This is a genomic window from Nocardiopsis eucommiae (genome assembly GCF_965344335.1).
Classification (GTDB): domain Bacteria; phylum Actinomycetota; class Actinomycetes; order Streptosporangiales; family Streptosporangiaceae; genus Nocardiopsis; species Nocardiopsis eucommiae.
Genome location: NZ_CBDRIY010000001.1, coordinates 160,151 through 175,831 on the forward strand (window position 1 = coordinate 160,151; position 15,681 = coordinate 175,831).

11 protein-coding genes are annotated in these 15,681 nt (G+C 72.2%); 5 read left to right on the plus strand and 6 right to left on the minus strand.

Annotation, left to right across the window (positions count from 1 at the left end; all coding sequences use genetic code 11):
• Positions 1 to 70 precede the first annotated feature (70 nt).
• From ACRWK8_RS00700 to ACRWK8_RS00720, 5 genes are all read right to left on the minus strand, one after another.
• Positions 71 to 1,276, minus strand: coding sequence for an FAD-dependent monooxygenase (locus tag ACRWK8_RS00700; RefSeq protein ID WP_431867621.1), 1,206 nt, complete (start codon positions 1,274 to 1,276; stop codon positions 71 to 73).
• A gap of 131 nt (positions 1,277 to 1,407) precedes the next feature.
• Entirely contained in the window at positions 1,408 to 2,268 is an 861-nt protein-coding gene (locus tag ACRWK8_RS00705; RefSeq protein WP_431867623.1) for an NAD-dependent protein deacetylase, read from the minus strand.
• Positions 2,269 to 2,343: 75 nt separating this feature from the next.
• Positions 2,344 to 3,057, minus strand: coding sequence for a PIG-L deacetylase family protein (locus ACRWK8_RS00710; protein WP_378734896.1), 714 nt, complete (start codon positions 3,055 to 3,057; stop codon positions 2,344 to 2,346).
• A 268-nt stretch (positions 3,058 to 3,325) separates the two neighbouring features.
• Positions 3,326 to 6,697, minus strand: a complete 3,372-nt coding sequence (locus ACRWK8_RS00715) for a pyruvate carboxylase (protein ID WP_431867625.1) — start codon at positions 6,695 to 6,697, stop codon at positions 3,326 to 3,328.
• 176 nt (positions 6,698 to 6,873) lie between these two features.
• Positions 6,874 to 7,569 (minus strand): TetR/AcrR family transcriptional regulator, encoded by a 696-nt coding sequence (locus tag ACRWK8_RS00720; RefSeq protein ID WP_378734891.1) that lies wholly within the window; start codon positions 7,567 to 7,569, stop codon positions 6,874 to 6,876.
• Between the two features lie 73 nt (positions 7,570 to 7,642).
• Here ACRWK8_RS00720 and ACRWK8_RS00725 point away from each other — a divergent pair, with 73 nt between their 5' ends.
• The 5 genes from ACRWK8_RS00725 (at position 7,643) to ACRWK8_RS00745 (ending at position 15,398) form a co-directional block, all read left to right on the plus strand.
• On the plus strand, positions 7,643 to 8,830 hold the full coding sequence (locus tag ACRWK8_RS00725) for an alpha/beta hydrolase (protein ID WP_378734889.1): 1,188 nt from the start codon (positions 7,643 to 7,645) through the stop codon (positions 8,828 to 8,830).
• A gap of 637 nt (positions 8,831 to 9,467) precedes the next feature.
• Positions 9,468 to 10,124, plus strand: coding sequence for an ABC transporter ATP-binding protein (locus ACRWK8_RS00730; RefSeq protein WP_378734887.1), 657 nt, complete (start codon positions 9,468 to 9,470; stop codon positions 10,122 to 10,124).
• Positions 10,125 to 13,070, plus strand: a complete 2,946-nt coding sequence (locus ACRWK8_RS00735) for an ABC transporter permease (protein WP_431867629.1) — start codon at positions 10,125 to 10,127, stop codon at positions 13,068 to 13,070. It begins immediately after the preceding gene.
• Complete coding sequence (locus ACRWK8_RS00740) at positions 13,057 to 14,358, plus strand: MFS transporter (protein ID WP_378734883.1); 1,302 nt, start codon at positions 13,057 to 13,059, stop codon at positions 14,356 to 14,358. The genes ACRWK8_RS00735 and ACRWK8_RS00740 overlap by 14 nt, the downstream gene beginning before the upstream one ends.
• The gene (locus ACRWK8_RS00745; RefSeq protein ID WP_431867631.1) at positions 14,355 to 15,398 is read left to right on the plus strand and encodes a 3-oxoacyl-ACP synthase III family protein; all 1,044 of its coding nucleotides are present in this window, start codon (positions 14,355 to 14,357) and stop codon (positions 15,396 to 15,398) included. Before ACRWK8_RS00740 ends, ACRWK8_RS00745 begins: the two co-directional genes overlap by 4 nt.
• Here ACRWK8_RS00745 and ACRWK8_RS00750 read toward each other — a convergent pair.
• Positions 15,377 to 15,559, minus strand: coding sequence for an acyl carrier protein (locus tag ACRWK8_RS00750; protein ID WP_378734879.1), 183 nt, complete (start codon positions 15,557 to 15,559; stop codon positions 15,377 to 15,379). The two genes, ACRWK8_RS00745 and ACRWK8_RS00750, sit on opposite strands and share 22 nt — an antisense overlap.
• Positions 15,560 to 15,681 lie beyond the last annotated feature (122 nt).

The following is a 15,681-nucleotide window of genomic DNA, read 5'->3' on the forward strand; positions in this document are numbered from 1 at the left end:
TCATTATCGTAGCGCACGCGTGCGTCACCCCGGAACACCAGGGTGCGCCCGTCGGGAGGGCCCCGGAACCTCAGCCGTCGAGGACCGAGGCGTAGCGTTCCAGCGCGAACTCCCCGCCCACCGCGTCCACGGGCGGGCGGATGCCGAGGCGCCCCATCAGCCGGGTACCCCGGGCCAGGGCCAGTTCGGCGCGCTCCCGGATCCACGTCTCGTAGCGCCCCGCCTCCGGGGCCACGCTGTCCACCACGTACGGAGCCACGGTCTGGGCCTCGCGCACGGAGTGCCGCAGTGCCGCCTCGTAGGAGAAGTAGGCTCGACCGTGGTCGCCCTCCGTGAACACCAGTTCGCCCGCCAGCGCCAGGGCGCCCATCAGCGCGATCGTCGGACCCTGTCCGCTCAGCTGGTCGGGAGCGCACGCCGCGTCACCCACCAGCACCACGCGACCGTGCTCCCACACGTCCATACGCACCTGGGTGGACGGCGCCACGCGCAGGTCGGCCTCGCGCGCGGCGCGCAGCAGCCGGGGCATCTCCCAGCCGTCCCGGCCGAAGGCCTCCTCCACCCAGCGTCGCCGGGCCTCCTGGTCCAGGGAGTCCGCGTCGACCGGGAAGCGCTCGCGCACCACCAGGGTCACCGAGGCGCGGTCGCCGCCGGGCAGGGTCGTGACCAGGCAGCCCCGGTGCGGCCACACGTGCCAGGCCGTGGCGTTGTCGGTGCCGAGGACGTTGTCGGTCTCGAAGGTCGCCGTGTTGGTGCCGAGGTAGCGCAGGCGCTTCTCGTCCGGGCCGGGGAAGGCGAGCCCCCGCACGGGTGAGTACGGGCCGTCCGCGCCCACGACCAGGTCGAATCTGCGTGCGGGAGCGTGCGCGAAGGTGACGTCGACGCCGTCCGCGTCCTGCTTCAGCGCGGTGATCCCGTCGCCGGGAAGGTACTCGACCCGGCCCTCGTCCTCCCGCAGGGCGCCGACCAGGTCCTCGTGTCGGACGACCAGGGTCCCGGGGTCCCCGGGCACGCAGGTGGGTTCCCGGCGTCCGCTGACGTGGGTGCGGACCTCGGTCACGGGTGAGCCGAGGGCGCGGACCCTCTCGCCCGCGCCCATCCGGTCCAGGAGGGCCATCCCCTGGCGGGAGACCTCGGCGGGACAGGCCTCCGGGCGCGGCCCCGGAGCGACGTCCACCACCGTGGGTCGGAAGCCCCGCTGGGCCAACCAGGTGGACAGCGCGCTTCCGGCCACGCCGCCCCCGGAGACGAGGATGTTCCTGTTGCTGATCGGCACGTGGACCTCCGTGTGCGCTCGGATGGTGGTTCTCCCCGCCCGGAGGAGCCGGCGGAGGGCCGTCGGGACGCCCTCGGGTGTACTGTACCGTCCGGTTGGTACACAACGGCGGGACGTCGCGTGCGGTGGCGTCAGGGAGATCCGCGACGCGCGGTGTGTCCGTCCGCCAGCGCGCGCAGGACCTCCGAGCAGCCCAACCCCACGGTCAGGGTGGCGGCGTCGTCGGCGCGCGTGGGCCCCCGGTTGAGGATGACCACCGGGTGGTCCTGCCCCACGGCGCGCTTCACGAACCGGCGACCGGAGAAGACCGTGAGCGACGAGCCCACGACCAGGAGTCCGGCGGCTCCGTCGACCATCGCGTAGGCCTCCTCCACCCGTGGCCGGGGCACGTTCTCACCGAAGTACACGATGTCCGGCTTGAGGACGCCGCCGCAGTCGGAGCAGTCGGCGACCCGGAAGTGCGCGGTGGAGGCCAGCACCGCGTCGGCGTCCGGGGCCACCTCGACGTCGGCCACCTCCTCCGCGAAGCCCGGGTTGAGGTCGGTGAGCCGCACGGCCAGCTCGGCGCGGCCGGTCACGGCCCGGCAGCCCAGACAGACCACACGGTCGTAGCGGCCGTGCAGGTCGATGACGTTCCGGCTGCCCGCCGCGTCGTGCAGGGTGTCCACGTTCTGGGTGATCACCCCGGACACGAGCCCGGCGCGTTCGAGCTCGGCCAGGGCACGGTGGCCGTCGTTGGGGGCGGTGGCCGCCACGTGACGCCAGCCCACGTGGTTACGCGCCCAGTAGTGGCGCCGGAAGGCCGCGTCCCCGACGAACTCCTGGTAGGTCATGGGCCTGCGCGGCGGTGAGTCCGGGCCCCGGTAGTCGGGGATGCCCGAGTCCGTCGAGATCCCCGCGCCGGTCAGCACGACCACCGGCCCCGCGCCGAGGACGTCGCGTACACGGTGGGCGGCCTCGGTCGCCCCGGTGGGGTGGAACGTGTTCGTCACCCTTCGAGGATAGGTCGTGCATCGCCGACGCCTCGGTCGCCGGGGCGGGGCCGGTGGGGCCGCCCCCCAGACGCGTCAGACGGTGCGCACGACCCGGAAGACCTCGGCCAGGCGCCCCTCGGGCAGCCCGGCCTCCGCGGCGTTGACGCCCATCCACTGGCGCAGCATGGGCTCCAGTTCGGCGATGTCACCGATCTGGCTCTCGTGCGCTGCCAGCGCCGCCACCTTGCGCTCGAAGACGTCGGTGATGTCCGAGTGGGTGTGTGGCGCCGGGCCGCCGACCACCCACACCTCGGGGACGGTCCACGGGGCCAGGGCCTCCTCGTGGAGGAGCTCGCGGTGCGCGTGCGGGTTGCGGGAGTCGGGGAAGACCGCGTCGAACGCGGCCGCGCCGGTGGCCCTGTGGTCGGGGTGGCTGGCGGCGACGCTGTCCCAGTCACGTTCGGGGTTGGGGATGACCATGCGTTCGGGGCGGACCTGGCGGATCACCCGCGTGATGTCCCGGCGCAGGTCGAGGGTGGTCTCCACCCTCCCGTCGGGGTAGCCCAGGAAGCGCACGTCCTTGACCCCGACCTCGGCCGCGGCCCGGCGCTGCTCCTCGCGGCGCATGGCGGCGATCTCCGCGCTCTCCAGCGTGAGTTCGTCACCGCCCGCCTCACCGTCGGTGACCATCAGGTAGACCACCTCGGCTCCGGCCTCGGTCCACACCGCGACGGTCCCCGCACAGGAGAAGTCGGCGTCGTCGGGGTGGGCCATCACGACCAGGGCGCGTTCGGGTACGTCAGCCACGGGGTTCCTTTCGTCGCGGGACGCCCCGCGTGATCGAGTCGGTCTTCATCGTACGAAACCGCCACAGAGGACCACCCCGGGGCGCGGGCGGGTCAGGGCGTGCGCGCGACCGCGCCGTACCTGTCGGTCTCCGGCGGGCCGCCCACCTCCACCGGATCCGGGCGGCCCAACGGGCGGGGCCGACCCCGGCCCCCGGAAGCCCCCGCCACGCGGGAGTTCCCGTGTGCCGGACGGCGGGTGGCCGCCCTCGGGGCGGCCACCCGGAGTCTCACCGGAGGTGGACGATCAGGTCGCCGCCCTCCACGCGCTGGACGCCCTCGACGGCCACCCGCGCCACCACCCCGGCACGCGGGGTGGTGATGGAGGCCTCCATCTTCATGGCCTCGATGGTCGCGACGGTGTCCCCGGCGGCGACCTCGTCGCCCACGGCCACGGTCGGGGTGACGACCCCGGCGAAGGGAGCCGCGACCTGCGCGGGGTCGTCGCGGTCGGCCTTCTCCGCCTCGGGCGCGTCCGAGGCCAGGGAGCGGTCGCGCACGTGCAGCGGCCGCAGTTGGTCGTTGAGGGTGGTCATGACGGTGCGCATCCCGCGCTCGTCGGCCTCGCTCACCGCCTGGAGCCCGATGAGCAGGCGCACGCCCGGCTCCAGGTCCACCACGTGCTCCTCGCCCTCGCGCAGACCGTAGAAGAAGTCCCGGCTGTCCAGCACGCTGGTGTCGCCGTAGGCGGCCCGGTGCGCCTCGAACTCCTTCGTGGGCCCGGCGAACAGGAGCCGGTTCAACGTGGCTCGGGGCTCCTCGTCCAGCCCGGCGCGGTCGACCTCGCTGAGCGGAGTGGTGGGACGGGCCTCACCACGCCCGCGCAACGCCTTGGTGCGGAACGGCTCGGGCCACTCACCCGGGGGAACCCCCAGCTCACCCCGGAGGAAGCCCACCACCGAGTCGGGCACGTCGAACCGGTCCGGGTCCTCCTCGAACTCCTCGGGCGAGACCCCCGCGCCCACCAGGTGCAGAGCCAGGTCGCCGACCACCTTGGAGGAGGGGGTCACCTTGACCAGGCGGCCCAGCATGCGGTCGGCGGCGGCGTACACGGCCTCGATGTCCTCGAACCGGTCGCCCAACCCCAGCGCGACCGCCTGGGTGCGCAGGTTGGACAGCTGGCCGCCGGGGATCTCGTGGTGGTACACGCGGCCGGTCGGTGAGGTCAGGGCCGCCTCGAACGGCGCGTAGACCCTGCGCACCGCCTCCCAGTACGGCTCCAGTTCGTTCACCGCGTCCAGGGAGAGGCCGGTGGGGGTGTCCGAGTGGTCGAAGGCGGCCACGATCGCGGACAGGGAGGGCTGCGAGGTGGTGCCCGACATGGACGCGACCGCGCCGTCCACCGCGTCCGCGCCCGCGTTCACCGCCGCCAGGTACGTGGCGAGCTGGCCCCCCGCCGTGTCGTGGGTGTGCACGTGGACCGGCAGGTCGAACTCGCGGCGCAGCGCGCTCACCAGCCGGGAGGCGGCCGGTGCGCGCAGCAGTCCGGCCATGTCCTTGACCGCTAGCACGTGCGCGCCGGACTCCACGATCCGCTCGGCCAGCCTCAGGTAGTAGTCCAGCGTGTACAGCTTCTCGGCCGGGTCGGAGAGGTCGGCGGTGTAGCAGAGCGCGACCTCCGCGAGCCCGGTGCCGGTCTCGCGGACCGCGTCGATGGCCGGGCGCATCTGCTCGACGTCGTTCAGGGCGTCGAAGATCCGGAAGACGTCCACGCCGGTGGCGGCGGCCTCCCGCACGAAGGCGTTCGTGACCTCGGTGGGGTACGGGGTGTACCCGACGGTGTTGCGGCCGCGCAGGAGCATCTGGAGGGCCACGTTGGGCACGGCCTCACGCAGCGCCGCCAGCCGTTCCCACGGGTCCTCGGCCAGGAAGCGCAGGGCCACGTCGTAGGTGGCCCCGCCCCAGCACTCCAGGGACAGGAGCTCGGGGAGGGTGTGCGCGACGGCGGGCGCGGCCGCCAGGAGGTCCTGGGTGCGCACCCGCGTGGCGAGCAGCGACTGGTGGGCGTCGCGGAAGGTGGTGTCGGTGACGCCCAGCGTCGCTGACTCGCGCATCCAGCGGGCGAACCCCTCCGGGCCGAGGTCGAGCAGGCGCTGCCGGGACCCGGCGGGCGGGGCGCCCTCGGGGACGGCGGGAAGCTTGGACGCCGGGTCGATCAGGTGGGGGCGTTCGCCGTGCGGCTTGTTCACCGTGACGTCGGCCAGGTAGGTGAGCAGGCGGGTGCCCCGGTCGGCGGAGGGGCGCGCGGTCAGCAGCTGGGGGCGCTCCTCGATGAACGAGGTGGTGGCCCGGCCCTGTCGGAAGTCCTCGTCCTCCAGCACGGCCTGGAGGAAGGGGATGTTGGTGGAGATGCCCCGGATCCGGAACTCGGCCACCGCGCGCTGGGCGCGGCTCACCGCCGTGGCGAAGTCGCGGCCCCGGCAGGTGAGCTTGACCAGGAGCGAGTCGAAGTACGCGCTGACCTCCGACCCCGCCGCCGCGGTCCCGCCGTCCAGACGGATGCCCGAGCCGCCGGGGGACCGGTAGGCGCTGATGGTCCCAGTGTCCGGCCGGAACCCGTTGGCGGGGTCCTCGGTGGTGATGCGGCACTGGAGCGCGGCGCCGTGCAGGACGATCGCGTCCTGGGACAGGCCCAGCTCCGCGAGGGTCTCACCGGAGGCGATCCGGATCTGGGACTGCACGAGGTCCACGTCGGTGACCTCCTCGGTCACCGTGTGCTCGACCTGGATGCGCGGGTTGAGCTCGATGAACACGTGTCGGCCGTCCCGGCCCACCAGGAACTCGACCGTGCCCGCGTTGCGGTAGCCCAGTTCCCGCGCGAGCAGCACCGCGTCCCGGCACATGCGCTCGCGCAGTTCCGGGTCGAGGTTGGGGGCGGGAGCCAGCTCGACGACCTTCTGGTGGCGGCGCTGGACCGAGCAGTCGCGTTCGTAGAGGTGGATCACGTCCTCGCCGTCGGAGAGGATCTGCACCTCGATGTGGCGCGGGTCCACCACGGCGCGCTCCAGGAACACCGTGGGGTCGCCGAAGGCGGTCTCGGCCTCGCGCATGGCCGCCTCGATGGACTCACGCAGGGCGCCGGGAGCGTCCACCCGGCGCATGCCCCGGCCGCCGCCACCGGCCACGGCCTTGACGAAGACCGGGAAGCCGATCTCCTCGGCGGCGGTGACCAGGCCGTCGACGTCGGTGGAGGGCGCGGTGGAGTCCAGGACGGGGATGCCGGCCCGCTTGGCGGCGGCGATGGCGGTCGCCTTGTTCCCGGTCAGTTCCAGGACCTCGGCGGGCGGACCGACGAAGGTGATGCCCGCCTCGGCGCAGGCCCGGGCCAGGGCGGGGTTCTCGGACAGGAACCCGTAGCCGGGGTAGACGGCGTCGGCGCCCGCCTCCCGTGCCGCGCGGACGATCTCGTCCACGGACAGGTAGGCGCGGACGGGGTGCCCGGGCTCACCGATCTGGTAGGCCTCGTCGGCCTTGAGCCGGTGCAGTGAGTGGCGGTCCTCGTGGGGGAAGACCGCGACGGTGCGGGCCCCCAGTTCGTGCCCCGCGCGCAGGGCGCGGATGGCGATCTCACCTCGGTTGGCCACCAGTATCTTCTCGAACATGCCGGATGCCTCCTGGACTCCGTGACGCGGTACCGGCACGGGCCGGCGCCGTCGCCGGTGTTGCCGGTACTCCGGGTGCTGCCGGTGGCCGCGCAGGGCGCCACTCCAGGGAAGCGGTGCCCAGGCAGGGCCACGGGAACCCTAACGAGCGGCGCGGAGTGGGGCGCCGGTCGGGGTTACCCGTGGGTAGGTTCGTTCTGCGCTGGGGTGTTTCGTATGATCTGCGCATTTCGGGACCTTGGGTCCTCGTTCCTCCGGGGCCCCTCCGGTGTCGGCTGGCCCAGCAGCTCGACGGTGGCCTCGACCGCCGCGCGGTGTCCGTCCAGGGAGGCGGCCTCGGGCAGTCGCGCGCAGCCGATCCAGAGTCCGTCGATGATCACCAGGAGCATCTCGGTGGCGGCTTCGAGGTCCGTGCCGGGCGCGAGGGCGCCCTGGCTCCGCGCGTACTCAAGGAGCCGCAGGAAGCTCGCGCGGGTCTCCTCGGTCAGGGCCTCGAGGGTGTCCGCGAACACCGGGTCCACGGCGGCGCGGGCGTAGTAGGCCGACCAGATGCGGGCCTGGGCCAGCTTCCGTCCGTCGGTGGGCAGCAGCTCCAGCAGCACCTGACGCAGGGCCGCCGAGAAGTCCAGCCCTCCCGGCCCGATCCGTAATCGCCCGAAGCGTTCGGTGACCTCGTCCACGGTCGCTCGGAGGGCGAAGCGGAGCAGCCTGTCCTTGGAGTCGAACTCCCGCTGGACGGCGCCCGCCGAGAGGCCCGCCTCCGCGGCGACGGTCCGGACGCTGACGCCCTCCAGGCCCTCGCGCGCGGCTATCCGGTGTAGGGCCTCGGCGATCTCGCGTCGCCGGCCCTCCCTGTCCACGTTCTTCGGCACGGACGCATTCTGGCACAGGGCGCGCAGGAATGATACGCTCGTATCGATACGTACGTATTAAGGTTGTGCGCGCTTGCTCGAAGATGCCCCCGCCCGCTCGCGGCTCCTCCTCGCCGGCTCGGCCCTGCTGTGCCTGACCACCCTGGCCGGGGTCGGTCTCGTCCTCCTGCCGCCCGTGTCCCTGGCGATGTGGCAGGCCGCGCTGGTCGCGCTGGAGTTCTCCGCCGTGTTCGCCCTGGTCTCCCTGTGCGGCGTGGTGCTGGCACTGTGGGCCAGGCGTTCCCGGGGCGGCCGCGGCGCGCTCCTGCTGGCGCTGGTGAACGTGCTCCTACTGGTCCTGGCACTGGTTCCCTCGGTGTCCGTCTGGCGGACGGCCCGCGCCGAGGGCGTGCGGCTGGACCCGTTCCAGTACGCGGCCGGGTTCGCCACGACGGCCGACCGCGAACCGGTCACGCTGGAGTACGCCAGCCCCGGGGGAGACCCGCTGGAGCTCGACGTGTGGCGACCCGAGGGCGGGGTCCCCGAGGACGCCCGGCTCCCGGTGGTGGTCAACGTGCACGGAGGCGCGGAGGACCTGCCGCAGAGCCTGCTGCCCCGCTGGGACACCTGGCTCGCGGACAGCGGGGGCGAGCGGGTGGTGTTCGACGTGGACTACCGGTACTTCCCGGACGGCGACTGGTCGGCCTCGCTGGCCGACGTGCGCTGCGCCCTGGGCTGGGTGCACGAGAACGCCGCCGACTACGGCGGCGACCCCGCGCGGATCGCGCTCAACGGCCAGTCGGCGGGCGGGCTCCTGGTCCTGCTGGCCGCGCACGCGGACGGCCCCGAACCCAGTTGTGACACCGAGGTTCCGGAGGTGGACGCGGTCGTGGCGTGGTACTCGGCCACCGACGGCACCGACGAGGCCCCGCCGGTCCCCTGGCGGCAGCGGCGGTCCCCGGTGGGGGACGACCTGCTGGAGTCGAGTGAGCGCATGGTCGGCGGCCCACCGGAGGAGTATCCGGAGGAGTACGAGGCGATGTCGCCCCTTCTCCAGGTGGACGAGGACGGTCCCCCGACTCTGCTGATCACGGCGGGCCACGACTTCTTTCTCGGCACCGAGGACAACGACCGCATGGCCGACCGCCTCGCGTCGGTCGGAGTTCCCCACCACCACGTGGAACTGCCGTGGACCGAGCACATGTTCGACCTGAACTGGGGTGGATTCTCCAGTCAGGTCGCGCGGCAGAGTATTGACGACTTCCTCGGCGACCATTTGTAGGTCCCGTATTCCCAGGGCCGACGGACCCGGTGCGTGATATCCGCATCACGGTGAGTCGGCCTTCTTTCGCGTTTTCTGCGGTTCCCGATTCGACACATGGTCCGGGATTCAACTTAAAGGAGTCCTAAGAGTCGGTATCAGGATCGTGTCCTCATTGTTCTGGTCCCCTGATTTCACCCTCCGGGAGTGCCTCCAGAAGAGGCTTGGCGTGCAGAAGCGCCTACTGGCAGTGATTCCCGGCGTCCCGGCGGGTTCCGTGCGCAGCGGGGAAAACGTCTGGGGCGGAACCCCATTTCCGCCGGTGAAGCGCGCCCAACCTGCCCGTGGGTCGGCTTGCGGCAAAGGTGAAACCATTGTTCTGGCCGGTACCCGGTCCCTTTCCGGGGGTGGTCGATCGGGTCGGATCATTTCGGTTCGGAAATCCTTGGGGAGTGTTGACAAGGTGCATTGCCTCTGCTTCGATTTGGCTCGCAAGTCTTGATCAACTGTGAAACTGATCGAGTGGGCGGTCCAGGCGCGTGGGACACCACTGGTCGGTGGTGGACTCGTGACATCAGTAAGGGAACTCGTGACCAACCCAGTCGTGCGCTTGAAAGACATAACAAAGACATACGGTGACGGCCGGATTGCGGTTCCGGTGCTGCGCGGTGTTTCCCTGGACGTCGCTGAGGGCGAATGGGTCTCGGTGATGGGGCCCTCCGGGTGCGGCAAGTCGACCCTGCTGAACTGCGCCTCCGGCCTGGACCGGATCGACGGGGGCAGCGTGCTCGTCGAGGGTGAGGACATCCACTCCATGTCCGAGCGCAGGCGCACGGCGTGGCGCGCCCGCCGGACCGGCTTCGTCTTCCAGGGCTACAACCTCATCCCCGTCCTCTCAGCCGTGGAGAACGTGGAGATGCCCCTCCTCCTGGGCGGGGTCCGGCCGAGGGAGGCCCGCCGCAAGGCGGTCTCGGCGCTCACCCGCGTGGGGTTGGGTGAACGCGCCGACCACGTCCCCGCCCAACTGAGCGGCGGCCAACAGCAGCGGGTCGCGATCGCCCGCGGCATCGTGCACGCCCCCGCCATCGTCTGGGCGGACGAGCCCACCGGGGCCCTGGACTCCGCCTCCACCGAGGAGGTGCTGACGCTGCTCCGGGAGCTCCACGCCGACGGCCTCACCCTGATCATGGTCACGCACGACCCCGACGTGGCCGCCTACGGCGACCGCGAGGTCCACATGCTCGACGGCCTCGTGGACCGGGTCGAGGACCACACCACGCGGACCGCCGACGCCGCCGCCGGGGGCGACCAGTAGATGAACGACGCAATCACGCTGGCCGTCGCGGTCGCGTCCCCCCTGGCGCTGATCGCACTGGTGGCGCTCTCGGCGCGGGGCCGACTGAGCGTCCGCATCGCGGCGCGCAACGTCGGGCGGCGCCCGGGGCAGACCCTCCTCGTGGCCATGGGCCTGTCTCTGGCCGCGCTGCTCTTCTCGGCCTCCTTCACGCTGGAGTCCACGCTCCACCAGGCGATGCGCGCGCAGCAGACCGCGGACCTCGGTGAGGTCGACGCGGTCGTGACGCCGGGCGGGGACGACGACCGCGACGAGGACGACCCCGACAACGACCCCGACGCCGGACCTCCCATGCTGGAGCGCGACGACGTCCGGTCCGTCGAGAGGGCCCTGGACGACCCCGACACCACCGTCTCCTCCCTGCTCACCCTGCGCCTCCCCGTGGCCCACGAGCGCGCCGACCGCGGCGACCCCGGGCTCACGGTGCTCGGCGTCGCCAACAACGACGCCGCGATCCGGCTCGTGGACGGCGACGGCGCGGAGATCTCGCGCGGCGGCCTCGGCCAGGACGACGTCCTGTTGAGCCGGGAGGCCGCGCGGGAGCTGCGCGCCGACCGCGGCGACACGGTCGTCGTCGCCGGACGCCAGGCACGCGTCGTCGGCGTCTACGAGGCCGGTGCGCCCCTCGCCCCGCCCGAGTCCGCCCTCGTGCCGCTTTCCGCGCTCCAGCGCACCGCCGACCTGACCGGCCGGGTGAACACCGTCACCCTGTCCTACGGGCAGGAGGTCACCTGGGAGGCGGACGAGGACCCGGTCCGCACCGACCTCTCCTCCCTGGTCAGGACCAACGGGTGGGAGGCCGAACCGCTCCGCGCCTCCGCGCACGAGAGCGCGGACCGTCTCACGACGGACCTGGCGACCCTGTTCCTCCTCTTCAGCCAGCTCTCCATGGTCGCGGGCGTGCTCCTCATCGTGCTCGTCGTCATGATGCTCGCGGGGGAGCGCCGCCAGGAGTTCGGCGTCCTGCGGGCGATGGGCATGAAACGCGGACGGCTGGGCCTCGTCCTGACCGTCGAGGGGCTGGGCTACGCGGTGCTGGCCTCGGCGGCCGGAACACTGGCCGGTTGGCTGGCGGGCGTGGCCGCCTCGCGGGTGCTGAGCGACCGCGTCGCCGACCCGGCCCTGCCCCCGCCCGCGCTGGAGTTCGGGTTCGACCCCGTGGCCATGGCGACCGCCTACCTCATCGGCGTCGGCGTCATCACGGTGGTGTTCACCTTCGCCGCCGCGCGCGCCTCCAAGGTGGACATCGTGTCCGCGCTGCGCGGGTCCGAGGCCCCGTCGCGGCGCCGCTGGTGGACCGTGCCCCTGCTCTCCCTGATCCTGCTGCTCGGGCTGGCCACGGCCGCTCTGGGCGTCCAGAACGGCACCGCGACCGAGACCCTGACCGGTCTGACGCTGGCGCTCGGGGGCCTGGGCGCGCTCCTGCCGAGGCTGCGGGTGCCCAGGCGCCCGGCCCACTCGCTGTGCGCCGCCGTGATCATCGCGCTCTGGTCCGTGCCGGGGGAGCTGTTCGGGGACACCGGTTCCGGGATCACGCTGTTCTTCCTCGCCGGGATGGCGCTGGTCGCCGCCGGGGTGTGGCTGTTCGTGGCCAACAGCGACCTCGTCCAGAGCTTCCTGCGCCGCGTCCTGGCGCCCCTGCCGTCGATGGCCTCCGTGGTGCCCATCTCGGTGGCCTACTCCGTGCGCAACCGTGCCCAGGCGGGGATGACGATCGCGATGCTGAGCATCGTGGTCCTCACCATCACCCTCAGCGGGTTCGTCACCGCCGCCGTCAACCAGGTCTACTCCGACCACCGTTCGGTGACCGGCGGGTTCGACGTGCGGGCCGAGTGGGTCGCCGGTCAGGGCGCGCCGCCCGAACTGGGCACCGTCCTGGCGGAGAGCCCGCGCGTGGACGCCGCGAAGGTGGAGCGCGTCGGCGGCTACCAGGAGGTCACGACCGAGGCCCGCCAGATCGACGCGGACGCGGACGCGGAGGAGGTGCGGGTATGGGGGGCCGACGACGACTACCTGCTCGGCAACCGCTACCCGGTCTTCCTGCGCGCGGACGGCCTGGACACCTCCGAGGAGGTCTGGGACGAGCTCCGGCGCACCCCGAACACCGCCGTGGTCTCCGCCGCCATGATCCCCAGCGACTCCGCCGCCTTCGTCGGCGGCGGGAGCGACCTCGAACTGGAGGGCGTCGACGTCCTGGACGACGGCCTGCCCGCGAACCTGAGGCTGGAGGTCACCGAACCGGACGGCGACACCACCACGACGCTCCGGGTCATCGGCGTCGTGGACCGCAGCGCCGAGTACCTGGGTGACGTCGTCACCTCGACCGAGGGGCTGAGCCGGGTCACCGGTGAGGACGCCGTACCCGGGAACTGGTTCGTCCGGGCACAGGACCGGGACGAGGTCGGCAAGCTGGAGGTCGCCCTCCAGAGGGCGCTGATGGACCACGGGGTCACCACCACCCCGATGCGCGAGGAGGTGGAGTTCCGGGCCTCGTCCAACGGCGTCGTGCAGTGGCTTCTCATGGCGTTCATGGGCTTCGGGCTCGTGGTCGGCTGCGCGGCCCTCGGAGTGGTCAGCATCCGGTCGATCTCCGAGCGCCGCAACCAGATCGGCGTCCTGCGCGCCATCGGCATGCAGATCTCCGGGGTCCGCAGGCTCTTCCTGATCGAGTCCCTGGTCATCACCGTGAGCGGGATCGCCCTCGGTGTCGGGCTCGGTTTCGCGGTCTCGCCCGGACTCGTCGACTCACTGCGTGTGGACCTGCCGGGGGTCGTCTACACGGTGCCCGTGTCCGTGCTGGTCGGGGTCGTCGGAGTCACCCTGGTGTTCTCCACGGTGGTCTCCGTCCTGACGTCGCGGAGGGCGGGCGAGGTACCCCCGGCGGAGGCGCTCCGTGGTCAGTCCTGAGAACGAACCGGCCCCGCTGCGCCGCAACCGGTCGTTCCGCATCCTGTGGACCGGTCAGTTCGCCGCGCAGCTCGGCCCGGGCATGGGAGCCGTCGCCTACCCCGTCATCCTCCTGGACCTGGGCGGGACACCGGCCCTGACGGGTTCGGTCACCTTCCTCCTGGGGGTCGCGGCGGTCTCCGCCCGGCTCCCCGGTGGAGCGGCGGCCGACCGGTTCGACCGGCGTACCCTCATGATCGCGGCGCAGGGCACCCGGGCCCTGGCCATGGTGGTCCTGTGCCTGGGGCTGCTCACCGGGTCGCCGTGGCTGCTGTGGCTGGTGGTGATCGTGGCGCTGGTGGACGTGGTCGGGCACGAGGCCTACCGCTTCGCCGAACGCGCCGCGCTGCCCCACATCGTCCGATCGACCGACCTGTCCGCCGCCGTCGGCCGGAACGAGGCCCGCAACCAGATCGCCTCCCTGATCGGTCCCGTGCTGGGAGGGTGGCTGATGGCTGTGTCGCGCACCCTCCCGTTCGGTGCCGCGGCGCTGGGCCACGCCTTCGCCGCGATCGGGCTGCTCTTCGTCAGGGAGCGGTTGCAGCACCCCCGGACCCCCGCCGCGCGCGGGGACGGGGCGCGGCTCCGCACCTGGACCGAGGCGTTCTCGTGGATCTGGGCCCGGCCCGAGCTGCGCGTGCTGCTCCTCAGCTGCGTCGCCCCGAACCTGGTGATCACCGGGGTCGTGCTCACCGTCGTCATGGTCGGCGCGGAGGCGGGAGTCAGCACCGGCCAGATCGGGACCGTGCTCGGCGTGGCCAGCCTCGGCGGGATCGGCGGCGCGCTGGGAGCCTCCGCCCTGCTGCGCCGCTTCTCCCCTCGGGGCCTGGTGCTGGCCACCCTGTGGTGGCTCCCGATCACCGTCGTGGCCACGATCCCCCTCGTCGACCACTGGGCCGTGGTGTTCCCCCTCGCGGCGGCCATGGCGGCCGCACCGCTGCTGTCCATCATCCTCGGCACCTACCAGCTCCTGAACACGCCCGACCGCCTCCAGGCCCGTGTGGGCAGCGCCTGCACGTTCGTCACGGGGGCCGCCGCGCCCCTCGGCCCCCTCGCCGCGGGATTCGGTCTCCAGTTCGCCGGAACGATGCCCCTGTTCCTGGGATTCACCGTGCTCATGTTGGTCGTCGCCGTGTGGGTCTCGTTCGACCCCAGTACACGGCGGCTGGGCTCGCTCCCCCCGTCCCCGGACCGCTCTCCGGGGAATCCCCCCGACCACGCACCCCCCAGTGCAAAGGAAGTGTCATGAGACCGCACCAGGATGTTCCCTCCACCTCCGGCAGCACGCTCTCCAACAGGTTTCCCGTGGGGATTCTGGGCGTGGGCTCCCACGTTCCCGACAACGTGGTCACCAACGAGGAACTCGCGCGGGGCCTCGACACGAGCGACGAGTGGATCGTCAAGCGGACGGGTATCCGGGAGCGCCGGTTCCTGCCGGAGGGCACGGGCACCACGGACATGTGCGTCGCGGCGGCCGAGGAGGCGCTGAGGGAGTCGGGGACCGACGCCGCCGACCTCGACTGCGTCATCGTTGCCACCTTCACATTCGACCAGCTGCTCCCCTCCACGGCGCTGACGGTGTCCGAACGGATCGGCGCGCGCCGGGCGGTCGCGCTCGACCTGAACCAGGCGGCCTGCTCCGGTGGGCTGTACGGCATGTGGACGGCGCTGCACCTCTTCCAGGGCGGCCAGTTCCAGCGGGTGCTGGTGATCGGCGCCGAGGCGCTGTCCCGCATCACGGACCCCACCGACCGCACCACGCGGGTCTTCTTCGGTGACGCGGCGGGCGCCGCCGTGCTCGGCCCCGTCGAGGAGTCCAGCGGCGTGCTCTCCTGGAGCCTGGGCGGGACCCTCTCCCACGGCGTCGAGGTGCCCGCGGGGGGAACGCGCGAGCCGTTCGGCCCCGAGGTCGTGGGCACCGGCCGCCAGTACCTGAAGATGAACGGACCGGAGGTCTGGGAGCAGGTCATGACCCGCGTCCCGCCGAGCGTGGAGGAGACGCTGAAACTGGCCGGTCTGCGAGCGGACGAGATCGACCACTACGTCTTCCACCAGGCCAACCGGAACCTCGTGACCGGCCTGATGGACGCCCTGGGGCAACCCAGGGAGAAGGCCGTGACCACGATCGAGGAGTACGGCAACACGGGTGCGGCGACGATCTTCACCGTGCTCGACCGGCTCCGCAGGAGCGGCCGGCCCCGCGCCGGCGAGCACGTGCTCATCGCCGTCATCGGGGCCGGTTTCCTCTGGGGCAGCATGTGCCTCCGTCAGCAGGCCTCCGCCGCCTGAGACCGCACCAGGTCCAGCAGGTCCCCCACACTGCCGAGGTCCTCGAACCCCTCCTCCGGCACCTCCACCCCGCACCTCTCCCTGACCAGCAGGCGAATCTCGTACCCGGCGATCGAGTCCACCCCCACGTCCTGGAGGAGGTCGTCCCTTTCGAGATCCATTCCCACGGCGTCAACCGCCTCGCGAATGATCCCGAGAGTCACCGCGTCGTCCACTGAGTATTCCCCTGCCATTTTCCACCTCGTTCTTCCGGTTCGATGAATCCGTGTCGGCCAGGAATGAA